The following is a 16,778-nucleotide window of genomic DNA, read 5'->3' on the forward strand; positions in this document are numbered from 1 at the left end:
AATTTGGACGCATAAAATCGCAAAATCTCTGTTTCACACTTTCATCAAGCGAGAAAATGCGTTAATATCTTGTTTTTGGTCCCAAAGTTGGGTATGCTCTCAGCAAAGGTGTCCAGCACGCATTACGCTCTCTGCCTTGTGAGAGCAAGTTGAGCACCAGCGCGTAGATCAAAGGAAAAGAAGCCAGCATGCCTACGCCCATTGTAGCCACGAAATTGTATCTCCCTCGGCTTCGGCCTCACGTGGTCAGCCGCTCTTGCCTGATCGAGCGGTTGAACGAGGGTCTGCACCGCAAACTGACCCTTATCTCTGCCCCTGCAGGCTTTGGGAAAACCACGTTGGTCACTGCATGGGTCGAGGGCATCAAGCGACCAACCGCCTGGCTGTCCCTGGATGAAGGGGAGAACGACCCCATCAGCTTTCTGACGTACCTCGTTTCGGCTGTGCAGACGATTGCGGCTACGCCTGGCGAAGGAGTCTTACGTGCGCTCCAGGCAAGCCAGCCGCCGTCCTTCGAAGCGCTGCTGGCGACACTGCTCAATGACCTGGCCATACTCAAAGAACCGTTCGTGCTCGTTCTGGACGACTACCATGTGATTGAGGCCCTGGCGGTCGACCAGGCCCTCGCCTATTTCGTCGAGCATCTGCCCCCGCAGATGCATCTGGTCATTGCCACCCGTGAAGATCCTCGCTTGCCCCTGGCCCGCTTACGCGCCCAGGGCCACTTGACCGAACTGCGCGCCGCCGATTTGCGGTTTACCGCATCCGAAGCCGCCGCGTTTCTCACCCAGGTGATGGGCTTGCCTCTCTCGGAGGCAGAGATCGCCCGGCTTTCAGACCGCACCGAAGGCTGGATCGCCGGTCTGCAATTAGCTGCGCTTTCCATGCAGGGAAACCCGGATATTCCCGGCTTCATCCAGGCATTCGCTGGCGACCACCGGTATATCGTGGATTACCTGGTCGAAGAGGTCTTGCAACGCCAGCCTGCACCTGTGCGCAGCTTCTTACTCCAGACCTCCATTCTCGACCGGTTGAGTGGTTCGCTCTGCGATACCGTCACCGGCCAGGAGGAAGGCAACGCGCAGTTGGAGGCCCTGGAGCGAGGCAACTTCTTTGTGATTCCGCTGGATGACAAACGCCACTGGTATCGTTATCACCACCTTTTTGCCGACGTTCTCTCTGCGCATCTGATGGCGGAGCAGCCCGACCAGGTATTTTCACTGCACCAGCGCGCGAGCGAGTGGTACGAGCAGCGTGGTTTAGCACCTGATGCGATCCGCCACGCGCTGGCCGCCGAAGATTTTGAGCGAGTAGCAGATCTAATCGAACTGGCCGTGCCCGCAATACGCAGGAGTAGACAGGATGCCATGTTGCTTGGCTGGTTCAAGACGTTACCCGACGAGGTCATCCACTTCAGACCGGTGCTCAGCGTCGGGTATGCCTATGCATTGCTGTCCAGCGGCGAATTGGATGCCGCCCGGACCCGGCTACAAGATGCCGAACAGTGGCTAGCTGTGACGGCAGACCTGAGCGAGCCTACGCTCGCCTCATCGACCCGAATGATTGTCGTGGACGAAGACGAATTTCGCCATCTGCCGGCATTGATTGCTGTGTACCGTGCTGCACTTGCCCAGGCTCTGGGCGATGTGTCCAATACGGTGAAGTACGCCCGGCGAGTGCTTGACCTTGTCCCTGAGGACGACCCTCTAGTAAGCGGTGCGGCTGCAGGATTCCTGGGACTTGCATCCTGGGCAAACGGAGACCTTGAGACTGCGCACCGGACCTTCTCCGCCGCCATGGCGAATGTGAGATTGGCCGGGAACCTCTCTGACGCCATCAGCGGCACCATCGCCCTGGCCGACATCAGGATTGCGCAAGGTCGTCTCCGCGAGGCCATGCGTATCTATGAACGCGCTTTGCAGGAGGCTCTGGCGCAGGGTGAGCCTGTCTTGCAGGGTACGGCAGACCTGTATGTAGGCATGAGCGAGCTCTCCTATGAGCAGAATGATCTGCACACCGCCACGCAGCACCTGCTAAAAAGCAAGGAGCTGGGCGAGCGCACCGGTTTACCACAAAATCGATCTCGCTGGTGTGTTGCAATGGCTCGAGTACGGGAGAGCAAAGGAGACCTGGACGGCGCACTCGAACTGCTCCACGAGGCAGATCGCCTGTATGTGAGGGACTTCTTCCCAAATGTGCGTCCTGTCGCAGCACTCGTGACACGGGTCTGGGTCGCGCATGGGAGGTTGGGCGAGGCCCTTGGCTGGGCGCGTGAGCAGGGCTTGTCCGCCCAGGACGACCTTAGCTACCTGCGCGAGTTCGAGCACATTACCCTGGCCAGGGTACTCCTGGCCAGATCGAAGAGCGAGCATGCAGACCGCTCCATACTTGAGACCATGAGGTTGCTTTCGCGCCTCCTGAAAGCAGCGCAAGCAGGTAAGAGGACGGGAAGTGTCATCGAGATTTTGATGCTCCAGGCACTCGCCCACCAGATGCAAAATGACATCTCTGCTGCTCTCATGGCACTGCAACAGGCACTCTCGCTGGCTGAGCCGGAGGGCTATGTCCGCATGTTTGTAGACGAAGGCCCATCTATGGAGATTCTGCTAAAAGAGGCCACCAGATATGGTCTCCCTGCCTGGGGGGCAGGTAACGCCCCGAACTATGTTCGTCAACTCCTGGCAGCCTTCGACAAAAGTGAGGAAAGAGCGCCCGGCAAGCAAAATTTGATAGAGCCACTCTCGGAACGCGAGCTTGAGGTACTTCGGCTGCTTAAGACCAGCCTGAACGGCCCAGAAATTGCCGGCAAACTCTTCGTATCTCTGAACACCTTGCGTACCCACACCAAAAACATTTACAGCAAGCTCGGAGTGAACAACCGTCGAGCAGCGATCCTTCGGGCCGAGGAACTCGATTTGTTCTAACAAACAAACACAGCCCCTACCAGCCCTGGCAGGTTTGTCAAACCATGTGCCAGGGCTTTTCTTTTCCTCACAGCCTCCCACTAAACCAATCACCACATCAATCACCACATGTGGTGATCACTGCTCACCACATGCTCTTGTATCTTTTTATCAAAGATAACGAACGCACACAACGACGCAGAGTTTCATTTCTCTGAAAAAAAATATGCAAAGCGGACAATGAAGGAGAAAAAGGTGAGGAACATGTACGATCCTGAACTGTACGAGATTCGCATCGAAGGACACCTTGAGAACCGCTGGGCTAACTGGTTTGAGGACCTGACTATCACGACTCTCGACAACGGTGAAACGCTGTTAACCGGTCTGGTGGCCGATCAGGCCGCGTTACATGGCTTGCTGAGAAAAGTGCGTGATCTGGGCGTGCCATTGCTCTCGGTTATGCGAGTTGAACCCGAACCGGCCGATCTGCCGGATAGTAAATCTTAACACGCATCACGCTCATTCAAAGAAGGAGACAAATACATGAATACTACCGAGCAAACCACAAAGATTCCAAAATCAAAGCGCATCGGAAGTCGCAACCAGCGCAGGGCAGAAATCGTGATTGCAACACTTTTCCTGCTGACTGCGGCTGCCAGTATCCCTGGGGCTTTCGTCCTGGATTCGATTCTCAATGCCTCCAACTATCTGGCCCAGGTTTTTCCGAACAAGGGAGCTGTCGAATGGGGGTCCCTGATGTGGTCGATCAACAACATCGGGATCGTCTTCATCGCGGTGTTTGCGTTTGGCATACTCAGAAAACTCGATGAAGCCCTTGCGGTCGGATACCTGGCTTGCCGGATCATTGAGGGCACCATCATGATGGTCGGCATCGCCGCAACCTTGCTGCTGATCCCGTTGAGCCAGGAGTTCCTCAAGGCGGGTGCCCCCCAAAGCTCATGGTTTCTGACTATTGGCGACGTCCTCAAGCAGGCGAAATTGCTTGGCCTGACCGGGCTCTCTTTGCCGATGCTCGGGGTGGGTGGATTGCTCTTTACCTGGATGTTGTTCCGGTTCCGACTCGTTCCGCGAGGCATCTCGGTAGTGGGTTTGATCGGCTACGCCGTAGTGCTGTTGGGGAGCATTGCCGGTTGGTTCGGTCTTATCGACGTGGCACCGGGGGGTAGCGGGACGATCTTTGCTCTTCCCGTCGCAACATTCGAGATCATCCTTCTCCCCTTCTGGCTGTTGTTCAGGGGCTTCAAGACACCGGAAGTGCCCGAACATCCCGTTGCCGAGTAAACGCGCTACCACACACCGACGGCAGCCAGGAGAGGGCTGCCGTCGGTGTGTGCAGTGCCGACTTTCTGACAAAGTACGCTGAAAAGGATCGGGACTAGCATTTGACGCACATCTTGGGACTCCATCAACTTTGCCATTTTATTCTTCTGACGCATATCTCCCCCTTCTAGCATACTTATGAGTCAAACGACAACCTTCATGCCGCCCAGGCAAGCTTGTATGCAAGTCCACACATATAAATAATCGTCTGGCGAGAAGTCGCAATGGTAAATTTAGCATTAAATTCTTGTCAAGGCAGATGAGCTAGTATATTGCTAATTGACTGAATCCGTTGGATAGGTTATCCTACACAATAGTCAGGTTTCATTCAAAACTATATAATAGATGTTGTTAAAAAAGGCATATACAGTTTTTATACTCATTTTTCATGAGGAGCGGTGAATGATACAATGGGAGAAGACCAGACATGGCGTACATTATTAAGGGAAATTATTGCCGATCCAGAAGAACGCCGCCGCATCGCTAATGAAGTCAGAGTAAGTCCCGTTACTCTGGGGCGCTGGGCAACCGACAAGTCAGATCCGCGGCCTGAGAGTTTACAACCCCTCCTTGATGCACTGCCTGCCTATCGCGAAGTACTCTGTGAACTTATCCATAAAGAATTTCCACACGCGATTCACACGCAGCCGCACAAGCAGGATGTTTTTTTAGATATTCCAGCCGCTTTCTATACACAAGTATTCACAACCTATACTGCCAGCTCACCCCAAGCGAGAGAAGCGGCCATCTGTGATCTGCTACTACAACAGATCTTACATCAGTTGGATCCTCATCAACGTGGCACCATGGTACTGCTCGCTCGCTGTGTTAAACCCAGACAAGGAAACTATATTCGCAGCCTCATGCATGTCACAGGACTGGGTACAGAGCCCTGGAAACAGCAGATAGAGCATCTGAGACAATTTCTTGGGGCCGAGTCGCTGGTTGGACATGCCTTGATTAACAAGCACCCAATCGTGATATCCAGTAGAGCAGAGATTGAACGCATCTTCCCCGGACATGCCTTCGATGATGAAAAAAGTTCGGTTGCCTATCCCATTCTGCTTGCCGATCAGACCGTTGGTTGCCTCTACCTTGCCAGTACACAGGCAGCGTATTTTACGCAGCCTTACCAGGATTTAATCCAAAAGTATGTTGACCTGTTCGTCATCGCCTTTGAGCCGACAGATTTCTATGACTTATCTGCTATCATGCTGGAGATCATGCCACCCCGTTCGCAACAAGTTAGCTATATGAAGCAATTTGATCAGCGCGTCGCTCAAAAAATCAGTCAGTCCATAGCTCACCAGCAACCATTGACACAAACCGAAGCAGAAACTATCGTCTGGCAAGAGATAGAAGAAGAACTACTACAGCATTTACCAACCTGAAGAGGTTACAAGGCAAAAAAGATCAAGCATTGTAGCCAGGACATGAGCCATGCCGCCGCGAGGAGTCGGAAGGATACAGACATCTTTCCTTCTGTTGCACGAACCCTATATATTTGGTATGCTTAGATAGACAGGACAACTATTCAGAAAAATAAGCGTCCTCGCTAATTGTACACACCGTAGAGGAGAGCGAGAGCATCATGGAATCATCTCTTCAAAAAGCAAATCTCAGCGTGGACGAGTTGGACTCATCCCTTGAGACATACGAAGGGGCTGAAGAAACCGAACCACACATCCATATGCCAGGACCCAGTGCATGGCCGATTCTGTTAAGTGCCTTTATTCTGGTGACTGTGATTGGACTACTATTTGTTCCCGATGCCCCCTGGGTCACGCTCATCGGCATCCCATTTATCATTCTGGGCATTATGGGATGGGCTCTTGAAGACCCTATGGCTTCGCCGGATCAGATCGTCAGCAAAAAACCGCTGGTCATCCCGCCTACCAGCGAGGTTCTGGATAATGCACGTATCGCGGCTGAACGCGTTGTCACCTTCGGAAGCACCGCCTATAGCGTCCATCCGATCAAAGTCGAGCTTGAAGATGAGACTCCTGAAGGTGTTATCATCACCTTATATGGAAAAGTCGAGTTACAAGCGCAGCGCGAAAGACTTGAGGAAGAGGTTCGCACTGTTCCGGGTGTCATTGATGTCCGTAACTTTGTGATTGCGGAAGATTCAATTCTCAGTAATGCCTACGCACGCATTGAGAATTTGAGGACGCAAGGAAAGCTCGAAGGCGCGAACAATATCACAGTGCTAGTCGAAAACTATATCCTTCAACTCTACGGAGATGTGCCGGATAATAAGATGAAATATGCACTGGAGCGCGAAGTTGTTGGCATTCCTGGCGTTCGCGTCGTAGTGAATCATATCGGCCTGAACAAAGATATTCCTGGTAACCTTGGTAAGACAAGGAACGCCTAACCAGAGCCTACGTCAAAGACTTCAGATCAAAGCAGCGGCGCGGCCCCAGCACTTAGAGCGATGGGGCCGCGCCGCTGCTACTTGTTATTACTTAACGTTTACGTAAGAAGGCCGGAATATCTATCACGTCCCCCGAAGGATTATTACGATTCCCGCGCGAAAGTTCAGAGGCCGCACCACGATCCAGACGTCGCACGTGCCGGTTCGGATGATTGCCTGCTGACCTCTGCCGCAATGGCTGAGGCTCTTGCTCAGGTGCTGGCAGTGGCAGATCACCTTCAGCGGCATCCAGGAAGTCCGTATCATCCACGAAATCGGTATCATCCACATCGGCATCCAGATCGTCTGCCACGATGGGTATAGATGGTGGAGGCGGAGTATAACCAGATCCTGGCACACGCGGACGAGGCACTCCAGGCGAATATTGTGGCAACGACGGACTCGATGGAGAAGACGATGCTGCCGGTGAATGATGCTGCCTCTGTCCTGCACTTGAAGGATCGGTCGGCTGATTCGCCAGGGATGGCGTCACAGGGGGCGCGTAATTTGGCGATGATCCCGAACGAGGTGAGAGATTATTATTGCTCGCCACACTCGCTTGCTGTGAAGGATTGGAGATAGTATACAACCGACTACGATCATATTCAGGGCGCACTGGCTGTACTGGCATGGCAAAGGCCGATGAGCGGGTCGCCGGACCCTGATCAAAGCCTGTCGCAATCACAGTAATCTTGACCTTCCCCTCAAAATTGGGGTCCTGTACTGCACCGAAGATAATGTTTGCTTCTGGATGAGCCGCCTGACTGATAATATCAGCAGCGTCATTGACCTCAAACAGTGTCATATCCATGCCACCAGTGATGTTAAAGAGCACGCCTCGAGCGCCACTGATATCGATATCCAGCAGAGGACTCGAAATGGCGATCTGGGCCGCATCAACCGCTCGATTTTCTCCGCTCGCTTCGCCGATAGCCATCAAAGCTGAACCGGCGGCCGACATGATCGTCTTTACATCGGCAAAGTCCAGATTGATCAGTCCAGGGACAGTGATCAGGTCGCTGATACCCTGAATACCCTGTCGCAGTACATCGTCGGCCAGACGAAACGCCTCGGAGAGAGGTGTACGCTTATCAGCCACCTGTAAGAGGCGATCATTCGGTACCGTGATCAAGGTATCGACATGCTGCTTCAGGTTATTGATACCCTCTTCGGCTGAGAGCAAACGCTTCTTACCTTCAAAGGTGAAAGGACGGGTCACGACACCTACTGTCAACGCACCCACCTCACGAGCGATCTGAGCGACGACAGGACTGGCTCCTGTGCCAGTACCACCACCCATGCCAGCTGTAATAAACACCATATCGGAGCCTTTGAGAGCTTCGTAGATGTCTTCAGCATTCTCTTCAGCAGCCTTCATGCCAACGCTCGGATTGCCTCCCGCTCCAAGGCCACGAGTCAGCTTATCGCCAATACGGAGACGATGCGGTGCCTCAGTGAGTAATAAAGCCTGGGCATCTGTATTAATCGCAATAAATTCGATGCCTGTCATATTGGCCTGGATCATGCGATTCACCGCATTACTGCCACCTCCGCCAACACCGATAACACGGATCTGGGCGAAGCCTTCAAGTTGATGATTTCCCATTGGTAACATTTTCTTCGTGGCCCCCTTTCGAGTTTCTCATGCATAGATGGACACACCTTATGTGTACAACGAATGAGTTACGTTTTGTTATCTCGCCGCTTTTCACCTTCGACTCGGGTATCCTCCTATACATGAGCCCCTGCGCTTAAGGAATAAATGCTTTTAGCCAGCGGCCAAACCGAGAGACAATATTTTCGTCCTCATCGTCACCCGGTTCTGGTTCGTCCACCAGGAGCGAAGTATTACTCAAGCCCCACAGCAGCAAACCGACAGCTGTCGAATAAGCCGGTCTGTTAATGGCATCCGCCAGGCCGTGTAAGCCCAGCGGAGAGCCGATACGCGCTGGTGAATCGAGGATCTGTCCAGCCAACTCTAAAATACCTGGTAGCTCGGCTGTCCCTCCTGTAATCACGATGCCAGCGGGCAATAATCCATCATAGCCAGATTTTTTGATCTCTTCGTGGACCATGCAGAAGATCTCTTCAACACGGGCCTGGATAATTTCAGATAAGAGCTTACGTGGAACAAGGTCATTACAATCCGGGATAAACTGTTCCAGGTCAATCATATCATCATCATCTATAGTTGACGGATCACAGTGCCCATAAGTAATTTTGAGCTCTTCGGCCACTCCTACTGGCAAACGTAAGCCAATAGCGATATCGCTGGTAATCAGGTTGCCGCCTACCGGCAGTACGATTGTATGCCAGATAGCCCCATCGGTATACACCGCGACATCAGTAGTACCACCACCGATATCCACCAGGGCCACCCCGAGATCAGTCTCTCCTTCCTCTAACACCGCATCGCCGGAGGCCAATGGCTCCAGCACGAGATCTTCAATATCCACATGCGCCTTTTGGACGCATTTGATCAGATTATGCATCGAGGAGACTGAACCCGTAATGATGTGTGCCTCTACTTCGAGGCGAAAACCAGACATGCCAATCGGATTCTTAATACCCTCTTGTCCATCGACCACATAGCCACGCGGAATGACATGAATTAGTTCGCGATTTGCCGGTATGGCAATCGCACGAGCCACTTCGAAGGCACGACTGATGTCATTTTGCTCGATATCCCGATTCTTCGGCGAGATGGCAACGAAGCCCTTGCTATTCTCCGATGAAATATGACTACCAGCAATGCCGACATAGGCCGAGGTAATTTTCTTACCAGATAAGCGTTCAGCACGATCTAGCGCCGCTGCAATTGAAGTGACGGTCTCTTCAATATTCACCACCACGCCACGGCGCAACCCCTGTGAAGGGCAGGTGCCAACGCCAACAATATTCAGCTTCCCGTCACGATCCAGTTCGCCGACCAGGACACAGATTTTTGTTGTTCCGACGTCGATTCCAACTATCACCCGCTCTTGCACGATCCACGCTCCTATTGGGCGGTACACTTTTGAGACACACTACAAATACAGAAGTTACAAGGTGTTTGATAGATCCATTCACAATCTTACTATTTTAATGTATAAACTGGTCGTAGACCATAACGTAAATCAATAGTGGCTATATTTTGTTGCTTCAGGTTGGCAAGCTGCAAAATGGCCTTCAATTCTTTGAGACGATTCTCTAGCGGATTGGGGTCCTGCGCTCCTCCTAAATATGCCTTCCAACCAGCAGGACTCTCAATAATATAAGATCCCCTACTATCCACGCTCCCCCCTGTTTGACTGATGGTACTAGCATACATTGTACCATCGTAATACAGACCGAAGGTACTAATGCCGACCACTTTCGGTACTTGTTGCCAAACCTGATTAGCAAAAGATGCATCTATATTATTTAGATACGTTCCAGGATGGAGCAAAGGCTCAGTCTTTGGGAGATTTTGCCCTTGCTCACTCTGCTGTGTCATATCAACGACGGTGCCTAAACTTGCCGCTTCTGGCGTGTTACTCGCGGTCGCAATCACAACGCCATGCGCATCGACGCTAAACGTCCCTTGCGCGGTCTGCCAGAGAGCGACCGGTTTACGCTCCGCAATCGTAATGATCAATTGATCGGGAAATTCCTTACTCAAGACGACCGATTCGACCAGTGGAGACGCTTTGATACGTGCTTGTACGCTTCCTGTGTTGAGAAGGAAGATGTTCTGCCCCTTGACATGCATCTGGTTGATGCTTTGCAGTAAAGCAGCGTTCTTCGTTCCTACCACATCCACCTGCTGCACGCGAAACATAGGACCCGTTAATAGAAAGTTCGTCAGAGCAATTGCGCAGATAACGACCGCAAAGAATGAAAGTAGTTTCCAGAAAAAACCACGTCGTAGACGTCTGCGCCCACTGCGCTGTGGGATCGACGATTTGTAGGGCAACGGTCGGCGAGCTGCCTGGATACGTCCACTTGAAGCTCGCACGCCTGTCTGTACAAATGTGCGAGAGACCATCTTGGCTGGTGGGCGCTGACGCGCTCGTACATGTCGCAACTGCTTCTGACGACGATCAAATGTCTGCCATGCGATCGAAGGGTCCTCATCTGGCACCATCACGGCGCGTTGCAGAGATTGCGGAGCCATCGCTCCATAATCATAGCGCTGAGCTCCCCTGACGGACGCATCCCTACGTGGATCGTAAACCTTTTTCAAATGATTATAGCTACGAGTTGCTGGCTGTTCCGGTAGTTTGTTCCTCTCTGTCATGTCATGATACCTTCCACTCCCCGCGTAGCTCGAGCTCCAATTCCAGGTCCACCCCAAAGCGCTCATACACACTCTGGTGGGCTTCTTTAATCAGAGCGGCAACATCAGCTGCGCGTGCTCCACCTACATTGACAATAAAATTGGCATGACGCTCCGAAATCTGTGCCCCCCCTATCCGTCTCCCTTTCAACCCCACAGCTTCAATCAGCCGTCCCGAGAAATCTTCTGGCGGATTTTTAAAGACAGAGCCCGCACTCTGTTGCGGCGGTTGTGTCCGTTTACGATATTGCTTGTGCTCATCGATCGTGCTGCGTAACTGCTGCGGATCATTTCGCTGGAGGCGAATGCCCAACTGCATCACGATCTCCGCTGGCTCAATCAACTTACGCGGTGCCGCAATAGGATCTCCATCTTCATCAAACTGGACACGCCGCTGAGCTCGAAAACGGCTGTGTCTATAGCTCAACTCCAACTCATCGTGCTGATAGCGTTTCACGGTTGGAGCCTGGATATATTCTTCTGATTGACGCGCATCAACAATATCCACCCATGCCAGCACCTGCCCCAGATCATGTCCATGCACACCTGCATTGCTGACCACCCCGCCTCCCAACGTCCCTGGTATCCCAGGTCCAAACTCCAACCCGCCCCAACCATCAGGAGCAATTTCATTGATAATACGCGGCCAACTGATACCGGCACCTGTCGTCAGAAAAGCAGTCCCATCGCCCTTATCCTCCAGCGTGTAGGCATTGATAGCGACACGTGCTACCACTCCTCGCACGCCAGCATCAGCGTAAAGGACATTGGTGCCATTACCAGTAATCAGTAAAGGCCAGCGTTGCTCCGAGCATATCGTGACCAGGCCTACGAGGTCGTCACATGTATCGACTGAGACCCATACATCGGCGGGTCCACCAACACCAAAGGTGCAGTGACGCGCTAATGGCTCATTCCGGCGCACCCGTGCGCCAAAGTGGGCAGAGAGTTCATTATAGGCAATCTCAGCATCAAATGTCATAATATTTCCCTTAGACCTGTTGTGCATTTTTGAGTAATGTTTCAGTAATGACGTAATTGTCCCCGGCACCCATAATAATAGCAAGATCACCCGAACGCAGGAGACCAGTCAAGACTTCAGTTGTCGCGGCGATACTGCCACCGTACAATACCTGGGCTCTGCCCTGGGCAAACGTTGGCTGTTGAGCCAGCCCATCCACGACGTCGCGTGCATGAACCAGTCCTGTATCGCGTTCACGAGCAGGGAAGATATCTACTATAATGACGATATCTGCTGCATCAAACGCATGTAAGAACTGTGACAAAAAGGTCTGCGTGCGACTATACATATGCGGTTGATAAACAGCAACGATACGCTGGCCAGGATACCGACGACGCGAAGCTTCCAAAGTCGCCGCAATCGCCGTCGGATGATGTGCATAATCATCTACCAGTGTCACATCCAGCACACGCTCGCCCACCTGCAAGGGACCTACATGACGAATTTCAAAACGTCTCTTAGTGCCATGAAAGTCGCTTAGCGTCTGCGCAATTGTCGATGCATCTATCCCCAGCAGATGAGCCGCAGACAGAGCCGCCAGCGCATTTTCAATGTTATAGACTCCTGGTAGAGGCATTTGAAAAAGCTGATCGGCGGAAATGGCGCTACCAGTCTGGGTACGGACGCGAAAACTTGTCGCACCATCCAGAGTAACATCGTACGCTTCAAATGTAGCCGACCCATGTTCAAGAGTAGATGCCCCTGAAGCGGAATACGTCACAAAGCGTCCGGGCCAATCCTCCAGGCGTGCACGGAGATCCCAGCAGCCAGGACTATCGGCATTCATAATCACCGTAGGCTCCAGCGGCCAGCTACCTTGCAGATCCATGCCGCGAATAAAGTGCTCGAAAGCATGTAAGAAAGCTTCATAATCGGCAAAGAACTCGGGATGCTCATATTCAATCGAGGTGACAATCACCAGGCGTGGATGATAATGCCAGAAATTATGATTAAATTCATCCGCCTCGTTGACAAAATAGGAACTCGCTCCGAGACGATAGTTGGCTCCGAAACGTGGCACAACCGCACCAATTTCGCAGGTTGGATCGAGTCCGGCATCTACCAGCATCAGCGAGAGCATCGCCGTCGTTGTGCCTTTGCCATGAACCCCGCTCACGGAGAGGACACATTTCTGTTGCATCAACTCGCCTAAAATTTCTTGCCAGTTGACCACGCGTAGACCACGCTCACGAGCAGCCAGCAGCTCGGGATTATGAGGATCCAGTGCTGGAACAGCAGGGCTAATCACGAGCGTATCGACATCATGCAGATGCTCAACGCTATGGCCAAGCTGTATGCCAATCCCCGCCTCACGCAGAGCGCGTACAGTAGCCGACTCCCGCTGATCGCAACCCGTGACGATCGCCTCTCCCGTCACATGCGCCATCTGTGCGACAGAGGAGATGCCCTGGCCTCCAATCCCCATAAAATGCAAGCGTGACTTCTTCAAGCGTTTATCCCCTTATGTTCAGGTTCAGCTATATCTACTGGCTTCGTGCGAGCCAACTTCGCCACCACCTCGACAATATCTCGCGTCGCAGTCGGCCTGGCAAATTCCTTGAGAGCCTGAGTCATCTCAAGCAATCTAGCTGAGTTTAGCATACGCTGCACGCGAATAATCAAAACTTCCGGAGTCAATGCATCGTTACGAATCACCTCAGCCGCCTTGCCATCATGAAACGTATCAGCATTGATCTCCTGCGGCGAAATACCTAGCGATGGAGGCAATGGCACCAGTAGACTGGGCTTGCCCAGGACAGCCAGCTCGCTCAACGTAGCGGCACCCGCACGACAGACCACCAGAGAAGCGGCCTGCAAAGCCATCGGCATCTCATCAGAGAGATAAGGTACCAGATGATAGCGTTGCTTGAGCATCGTATCCAGTTCAGCCGTCGTGTTGTCCGCCAGTGAGCGTGTCTCGTCGAACAGGTTTTGACCACTGATCTGCAGAACCTGGCAGGTCTTCAAGAGCTCCGGCAAGGCGCGGACGACAACTTGATTTAAGTAACGTGCTCCCTGACTCCCTCCTGTTACCAGGATCAATGGCAGTTCAGGATCTAAATTGAGATTGCTACGCGCCTGCTGGATACTCACTTTGCGCACGTTCAGGATCTCCTGCCGAATGGGATTTCCTAGTAATAAGGTTTTCTCAGCAGAGAAATATTTCTGAGAAGCCTCAAAAGCGACTGAAATACGTGTCGCTAGCGGGGCAATCAATTTATTAGATAGATTGGGCGGGACATCCTGCTGGTGCAGCAAGAGAGGGACACCATTTATTTTCGAGGCCAGGCCGGCTGGAACGGCAACATAGCCCCCACTAGTAAACGAGACGTCTGGATGGAATTCGCGCACAATACCTATAGCTTGTGCCATTCCCATCGGAACACGAGCAATACCCTTCACCGTTTTCAAAGAGATATAGCGCCGAAGCTTACCCGCTTTAATCGTTGCCAGGCGGAAACCAGCCGCAGGAACCAATTGCGTCTCCAGGCCATCATCGCTACCCAGGTAGAGAATATCGGCATCATATGTTGTACGTAATTGTGCGGCGACGGCCAGAGCCGGATAAATATGTCCACCAGTGCCACCGCCAGAGATAAGAACTCGCATAATTTTATTCCATCGAAGTAAAGAAAACATGTAAGATCATACTTTACTCCGCTACTTTCCTTTTTAACCTTTTTGTAATAGTCTGCCGTGAGAGTGTTGGATTCTCAGGCTTTTGAATATAGCGCGAGATATTCAATAACACGCCAATGCCCGCCAGCGTGATGACTAACGAAGTTCCTCCATAACTGATAAAAGGTAGCGGGACTCCTGTATATGGGATTGTGCCTGTCGTCGCGCCAATGTTTATCATTGCCTGCACGATAATCCAGGTTGTGATACCTGTTGCCAGCAGAGCACCATAAACATCCTGCGTCCGACGAGCCAGGCGAAAACCACGAAAAGCAAGCACCATAAATAAGATCATGATCATCATACAGCCAATATAGCCCCACTCTTCGCCAATGATTGCGAAGATTGAGTCAATATAGGGTAACGGTAGATAACCAGTCTTCTGACGACTCGCTCCAAGTCCCACCCCCAACCATCCTCCAGATCCCAAAGCCAGCAACGATTGATAGAGCTGTAAATTAATATCGGTTGTGTATTTGAACGGATCAAGAAAGCCAATCAAGCGATAATAGCGATATCCGCTAAAAGCCTGGGACAAAAAGATTAAAAAACCGCATCCCAACGCAGGCAGAAATTGCAGAATATTGGCTCCAGCGGTGAAAAACATCGCCGTCGTCAAAATCGCGATCACGCTCGCGGTTCCCATATCTTTTTGCAGTAATACCAGACCAATAACCAGTCCTACCAGCAAGATAAAAGGAGCCAGGCCATACCAGAAAGTGGCGACTTGATTGCCTTTACGCGCCAGCCAATCAGCAATATATAATGCCAGGACTAATTTGATCAACTCACTAGGCTGAAATGATATAAAAGATCCTACAACCAGCCAGCGCGAAGCTCCATATGCACTCGTGCCGACTATCAGCACGAGCGCCAGCAATGGTAGCCCAATCGCTAAACCCAGTAAAGAGAAGCGACGCCAGAGTCGATAGTCAATCCTCATCATGACCAGCATCAACACAACGCCGAGCGTAGCTCCGAGTAACTGCTTTTGAAAGAAGTACGATGCATCACCATAGTAACGTGCCGCCGTAAATGAGCTTGCGCTATAGACCATCACAAGTCCGATGCACAAAAGGATCAGCACAACAATCAGCAATAATGGATCAGGCTTGCCGGCCACACGCGGTAGCACCATTTCTAAGGACTCGAGCTTCTTTTGTTCTTCCTCGCTAATCACCTGAAGAGGGACGCTGGGACGTTTGGGTCCATTGCGCAGGTCGGCTGTACGTCTTGGCAAAACAAGGCGCTCTGACGGTCTCCTTAAGATAATCTCTGGACTGCTCGGTGCCTCGGGCTGTGCTGGAAGAACTTCGGGATGTACATCCAGAAACGCAGGATTCTTCATGCGCGGGAAATTCTTCTGCATCACAGAGGGCTCTGCGAACGTCTCTTCAGCGGCATAACTCACCTTTTCGCGCCGTATGGGCTGCTTGACCTCTCTTCGCGCAGGTGAACGCCTGGCCGGTCTCTTAGGCTGTAGTTGGCTCCGCTGTGGCATCGAATCAAGCATAGGAGAATGAAAGGTGGGTGGCGTCAAATCTTTGTTACGACGCGCATCTCTCACCCATTTCTCTTCAGCTTTTCTATTGCGATCGAGCTTATCTTGTGGCATGAACCTTCTATTCTCTATTTCTAATCCATAACCTGTCGGCCGTTCAGATTACCAGCAGGAAAAGTTTCCATTCAGGCTGCCTGATGTCAACGACATTAGAGACCCTTGACATAGAACATTTTTTCTAGTACACTGTATCTACAGGTAAGGTCACTAAACGAATATAGTTGAGACAATCAGTCCTCTTCATCACGTTGAGCAGATTGCTCCTGCATGATCTGGAGCATCTGTTCCATTTCTTGAGGACTGATTTGTAGGCGTGCTTCAGGCAGGTTCTCAACGCCTTTCGCATGTAATAACGTACTCCACGGATCACTTTCGAGCGTGGGGATACTATCTTCTGTTAGTTCTGCCTGATTATTCGCATCAGAACTCTCTTGTGCAGCTAAAGAAGGACGATGTCCTAATAATTCCTGCCAGATTGTGCTCAATTCATCATATTGAGTGGATGGTACTTTTGGGTTCTTCTGGGTTCTTTTTTCTTTTTCTTTCATATCACACCTTCT

General features: G+C 51.7%; 13 protein-coding genes and 1 pseudogene. 5 read left to right on the top strand and 9 right to left on the bottom strand.

Annotated features, from left to right (window positions below; translation table 11 throughout):
* The first annotated feature begins 188 nt into the window (after positions 1–188).
* From AC27N8_RS19910 to AC27N8_RS19920, 3 genes are all read left to right on the top strand, one after another.
* Positions 189–2,924 carry a winged helix-turn-helix domain-containing protein gene (locus AC27N8_RS19910; protein ID WP_487069148.1) on the top strand — a complete coding sequence of 912 codons (2,736 nt, stop codon included), beginning with the start codon at positions 189–191 and terminating at the stop codon, positions 2,922–2,924.
* Positions 2,925–3,167: 243 nt separating this feature from the next.
* A complete protein-coding gene (locus tag AC27N8_RS19915) occupies positions 3,168–3,410 on the top strand; it encodes a hypothetical protein (RefSeq protein ID WP_487069149.1) in 243 nt (80 codons plus the stop codon).
* Between the two features lie 36 nt (positions 3,411–3,446).
* Entirely contained in the window at positions 3,447–4,205 is a 759-nt protein-coding gene (locus AC27N8_RS19920; protein ID WP_487069150.1) for a DUF4386 domain-containing protein, read from the top strand.
* 5 nt (positions 4,206–4,210) lie between these two features.
* Here the strand turns inward: AC27N8_RS19920 and AC27N8_RS19925 are convergent, their stop codons facing one another.
* Entirely contained in the window at positions 4,211–4,360 is a 150-nt protein-coding gene (locus AC27N8_RS19925) for a hypothetical protein (protein ID WP_487069151.1), read from the bottom strand.
* Positions 4,361–4,642: 282 nt separating this feature from the next.
* Here AC27N8_RS19925 and AC27N8_RS19930 point away from each other — a divergent pair, with 282 nt between their 5' ends.
* Positions 4,643–5,635: a GAF domain-containing protein gene (locus tag AC27N8_RS19930; RefSeq protein ID WP_487069152.1), complete on the top strand. Its 993-nt coding sequence runs from the start codon at positions 4,643–4,645 to the stop codon at positions 5,633–5,635.
* Positions 5,636–5,835: 200 nt separating this feature from the next.
* Positions 5,836–6,621, top strand: coding sequence for a BON domain-containing protein (locus AC27N8_RS19935; protein WP_487069153.1), 786 nt, complete (start codon positions 5,836–5,838; stop codon positions 6,619–6,621).
* A 702-nt stretch (positions 6,622–7,323) separates the two neighbouring features.
* Here the strand turns inward: AC27N8_RS19935 and ftsZ are convergent.
* The 8 genes and pseudogenes from ftsZ to AC27N8_RS19975 form a co-directional block, all read right to left on the bottom strand.
* Positions 7,324–8,266, bottom strand: a pseudogene (gene ftsZ / locus AC27N8_RS19940) (cell division protein FtsZ); the annotation flags it as partial.
* A gap of 145 nt (positions 8,267–8,411) precedes the next feature.
* Complete coding sequence (gene ftsA / locus AC27N8_RS19945; RefSeq protein WP_487069154.1) at positions 8,412–9,647, bottom strand: cell division protein FtsA; 1,236 nt, start codon at positions 9,645–9,647, stop codon at positions 8,412–8,414.
* Between the two features lie 89 nt (positions 9,648–9,736).
* On the bottom strand, positions 9,737–10,918 hold the full coding sequence (locus tag AC27N8_RS19950; RefSeq protein ID WP_487069155.1) for a cell division protein FtsQ/DivIB: 1,182 nt from the start codon (positions 10,916–10,918) through the stop codon (positions 9,737–9,739).
* A gap of 1 nt (position 10,919) precedes the next feature.
* Positions 10,920–11,939: a UDP-N-acetylmuramate dehydrogenase gene (gene murB, locus AC27N8_RS19955; protein ID WP_487069156.1), complete on the bottom strand. Its 1,020-nt coding sequence runs from the start codon at positions 11,937–11,939 to the stop codon at positions 10,920–10,922.
* 10 nt (positions 11,940–11,949) lie between these two features.
* A complete protein-coding gene (gene murC / locus AC27N8_RS19960; RefSeq protein WP_487069157.1) occupies positions 11,950–13,428 on the bottom strand; it encodes a UDP-N-acetylmuramate--L-alanine ligase in 1,479 nt (492 codons plus the stop codon).
* On the bottom strand, positions 13,425–14,588 hold the full coding sequence (gene murG / locus AC27N8_RS19965; protein ID WP_487069158.1) for an undecaprenyldiphospho-muramoylpentapeptide beta-N-acetylglucosaminyltransferase: 1,164 nt from the start codon (positions 14,586–14,588) through the stop codon (positions 13,425–13,427). Before murG ends, murC begins: the two co-directional genes overlap by 4 nt.
* A gap of 43 nt (positions 14,589–14,631) precedes the next feature.
* Complete coding sequence (gene ftsW, locus AC27N8_RS19970) at positions 14,632–16,272, bottom strand: putative lipid II flippase FtsW (RefSeq protein WP_487069159.1); 1,641 nt, start codon at positions 16,270–16,272, stop codon at positions 14,632–14,634.
* Positions 16,273–16,448: 176 nt separating this feature from the next.
* A complete protein-coding gene (locus tag AC27N8_RS19975) occupies positions 16,449–16,766 on the bottom strand; it encodes a hypothetical protein (protein ID WP_487069160.1) in 318 nt (105 codons plus the stop codon).
* Positions 16,767–16,778: the final 12 nt, after the last annotated feature.

The organism is Dictyobacter sp. Z7_2 (genome assembly GCF_057551105.1).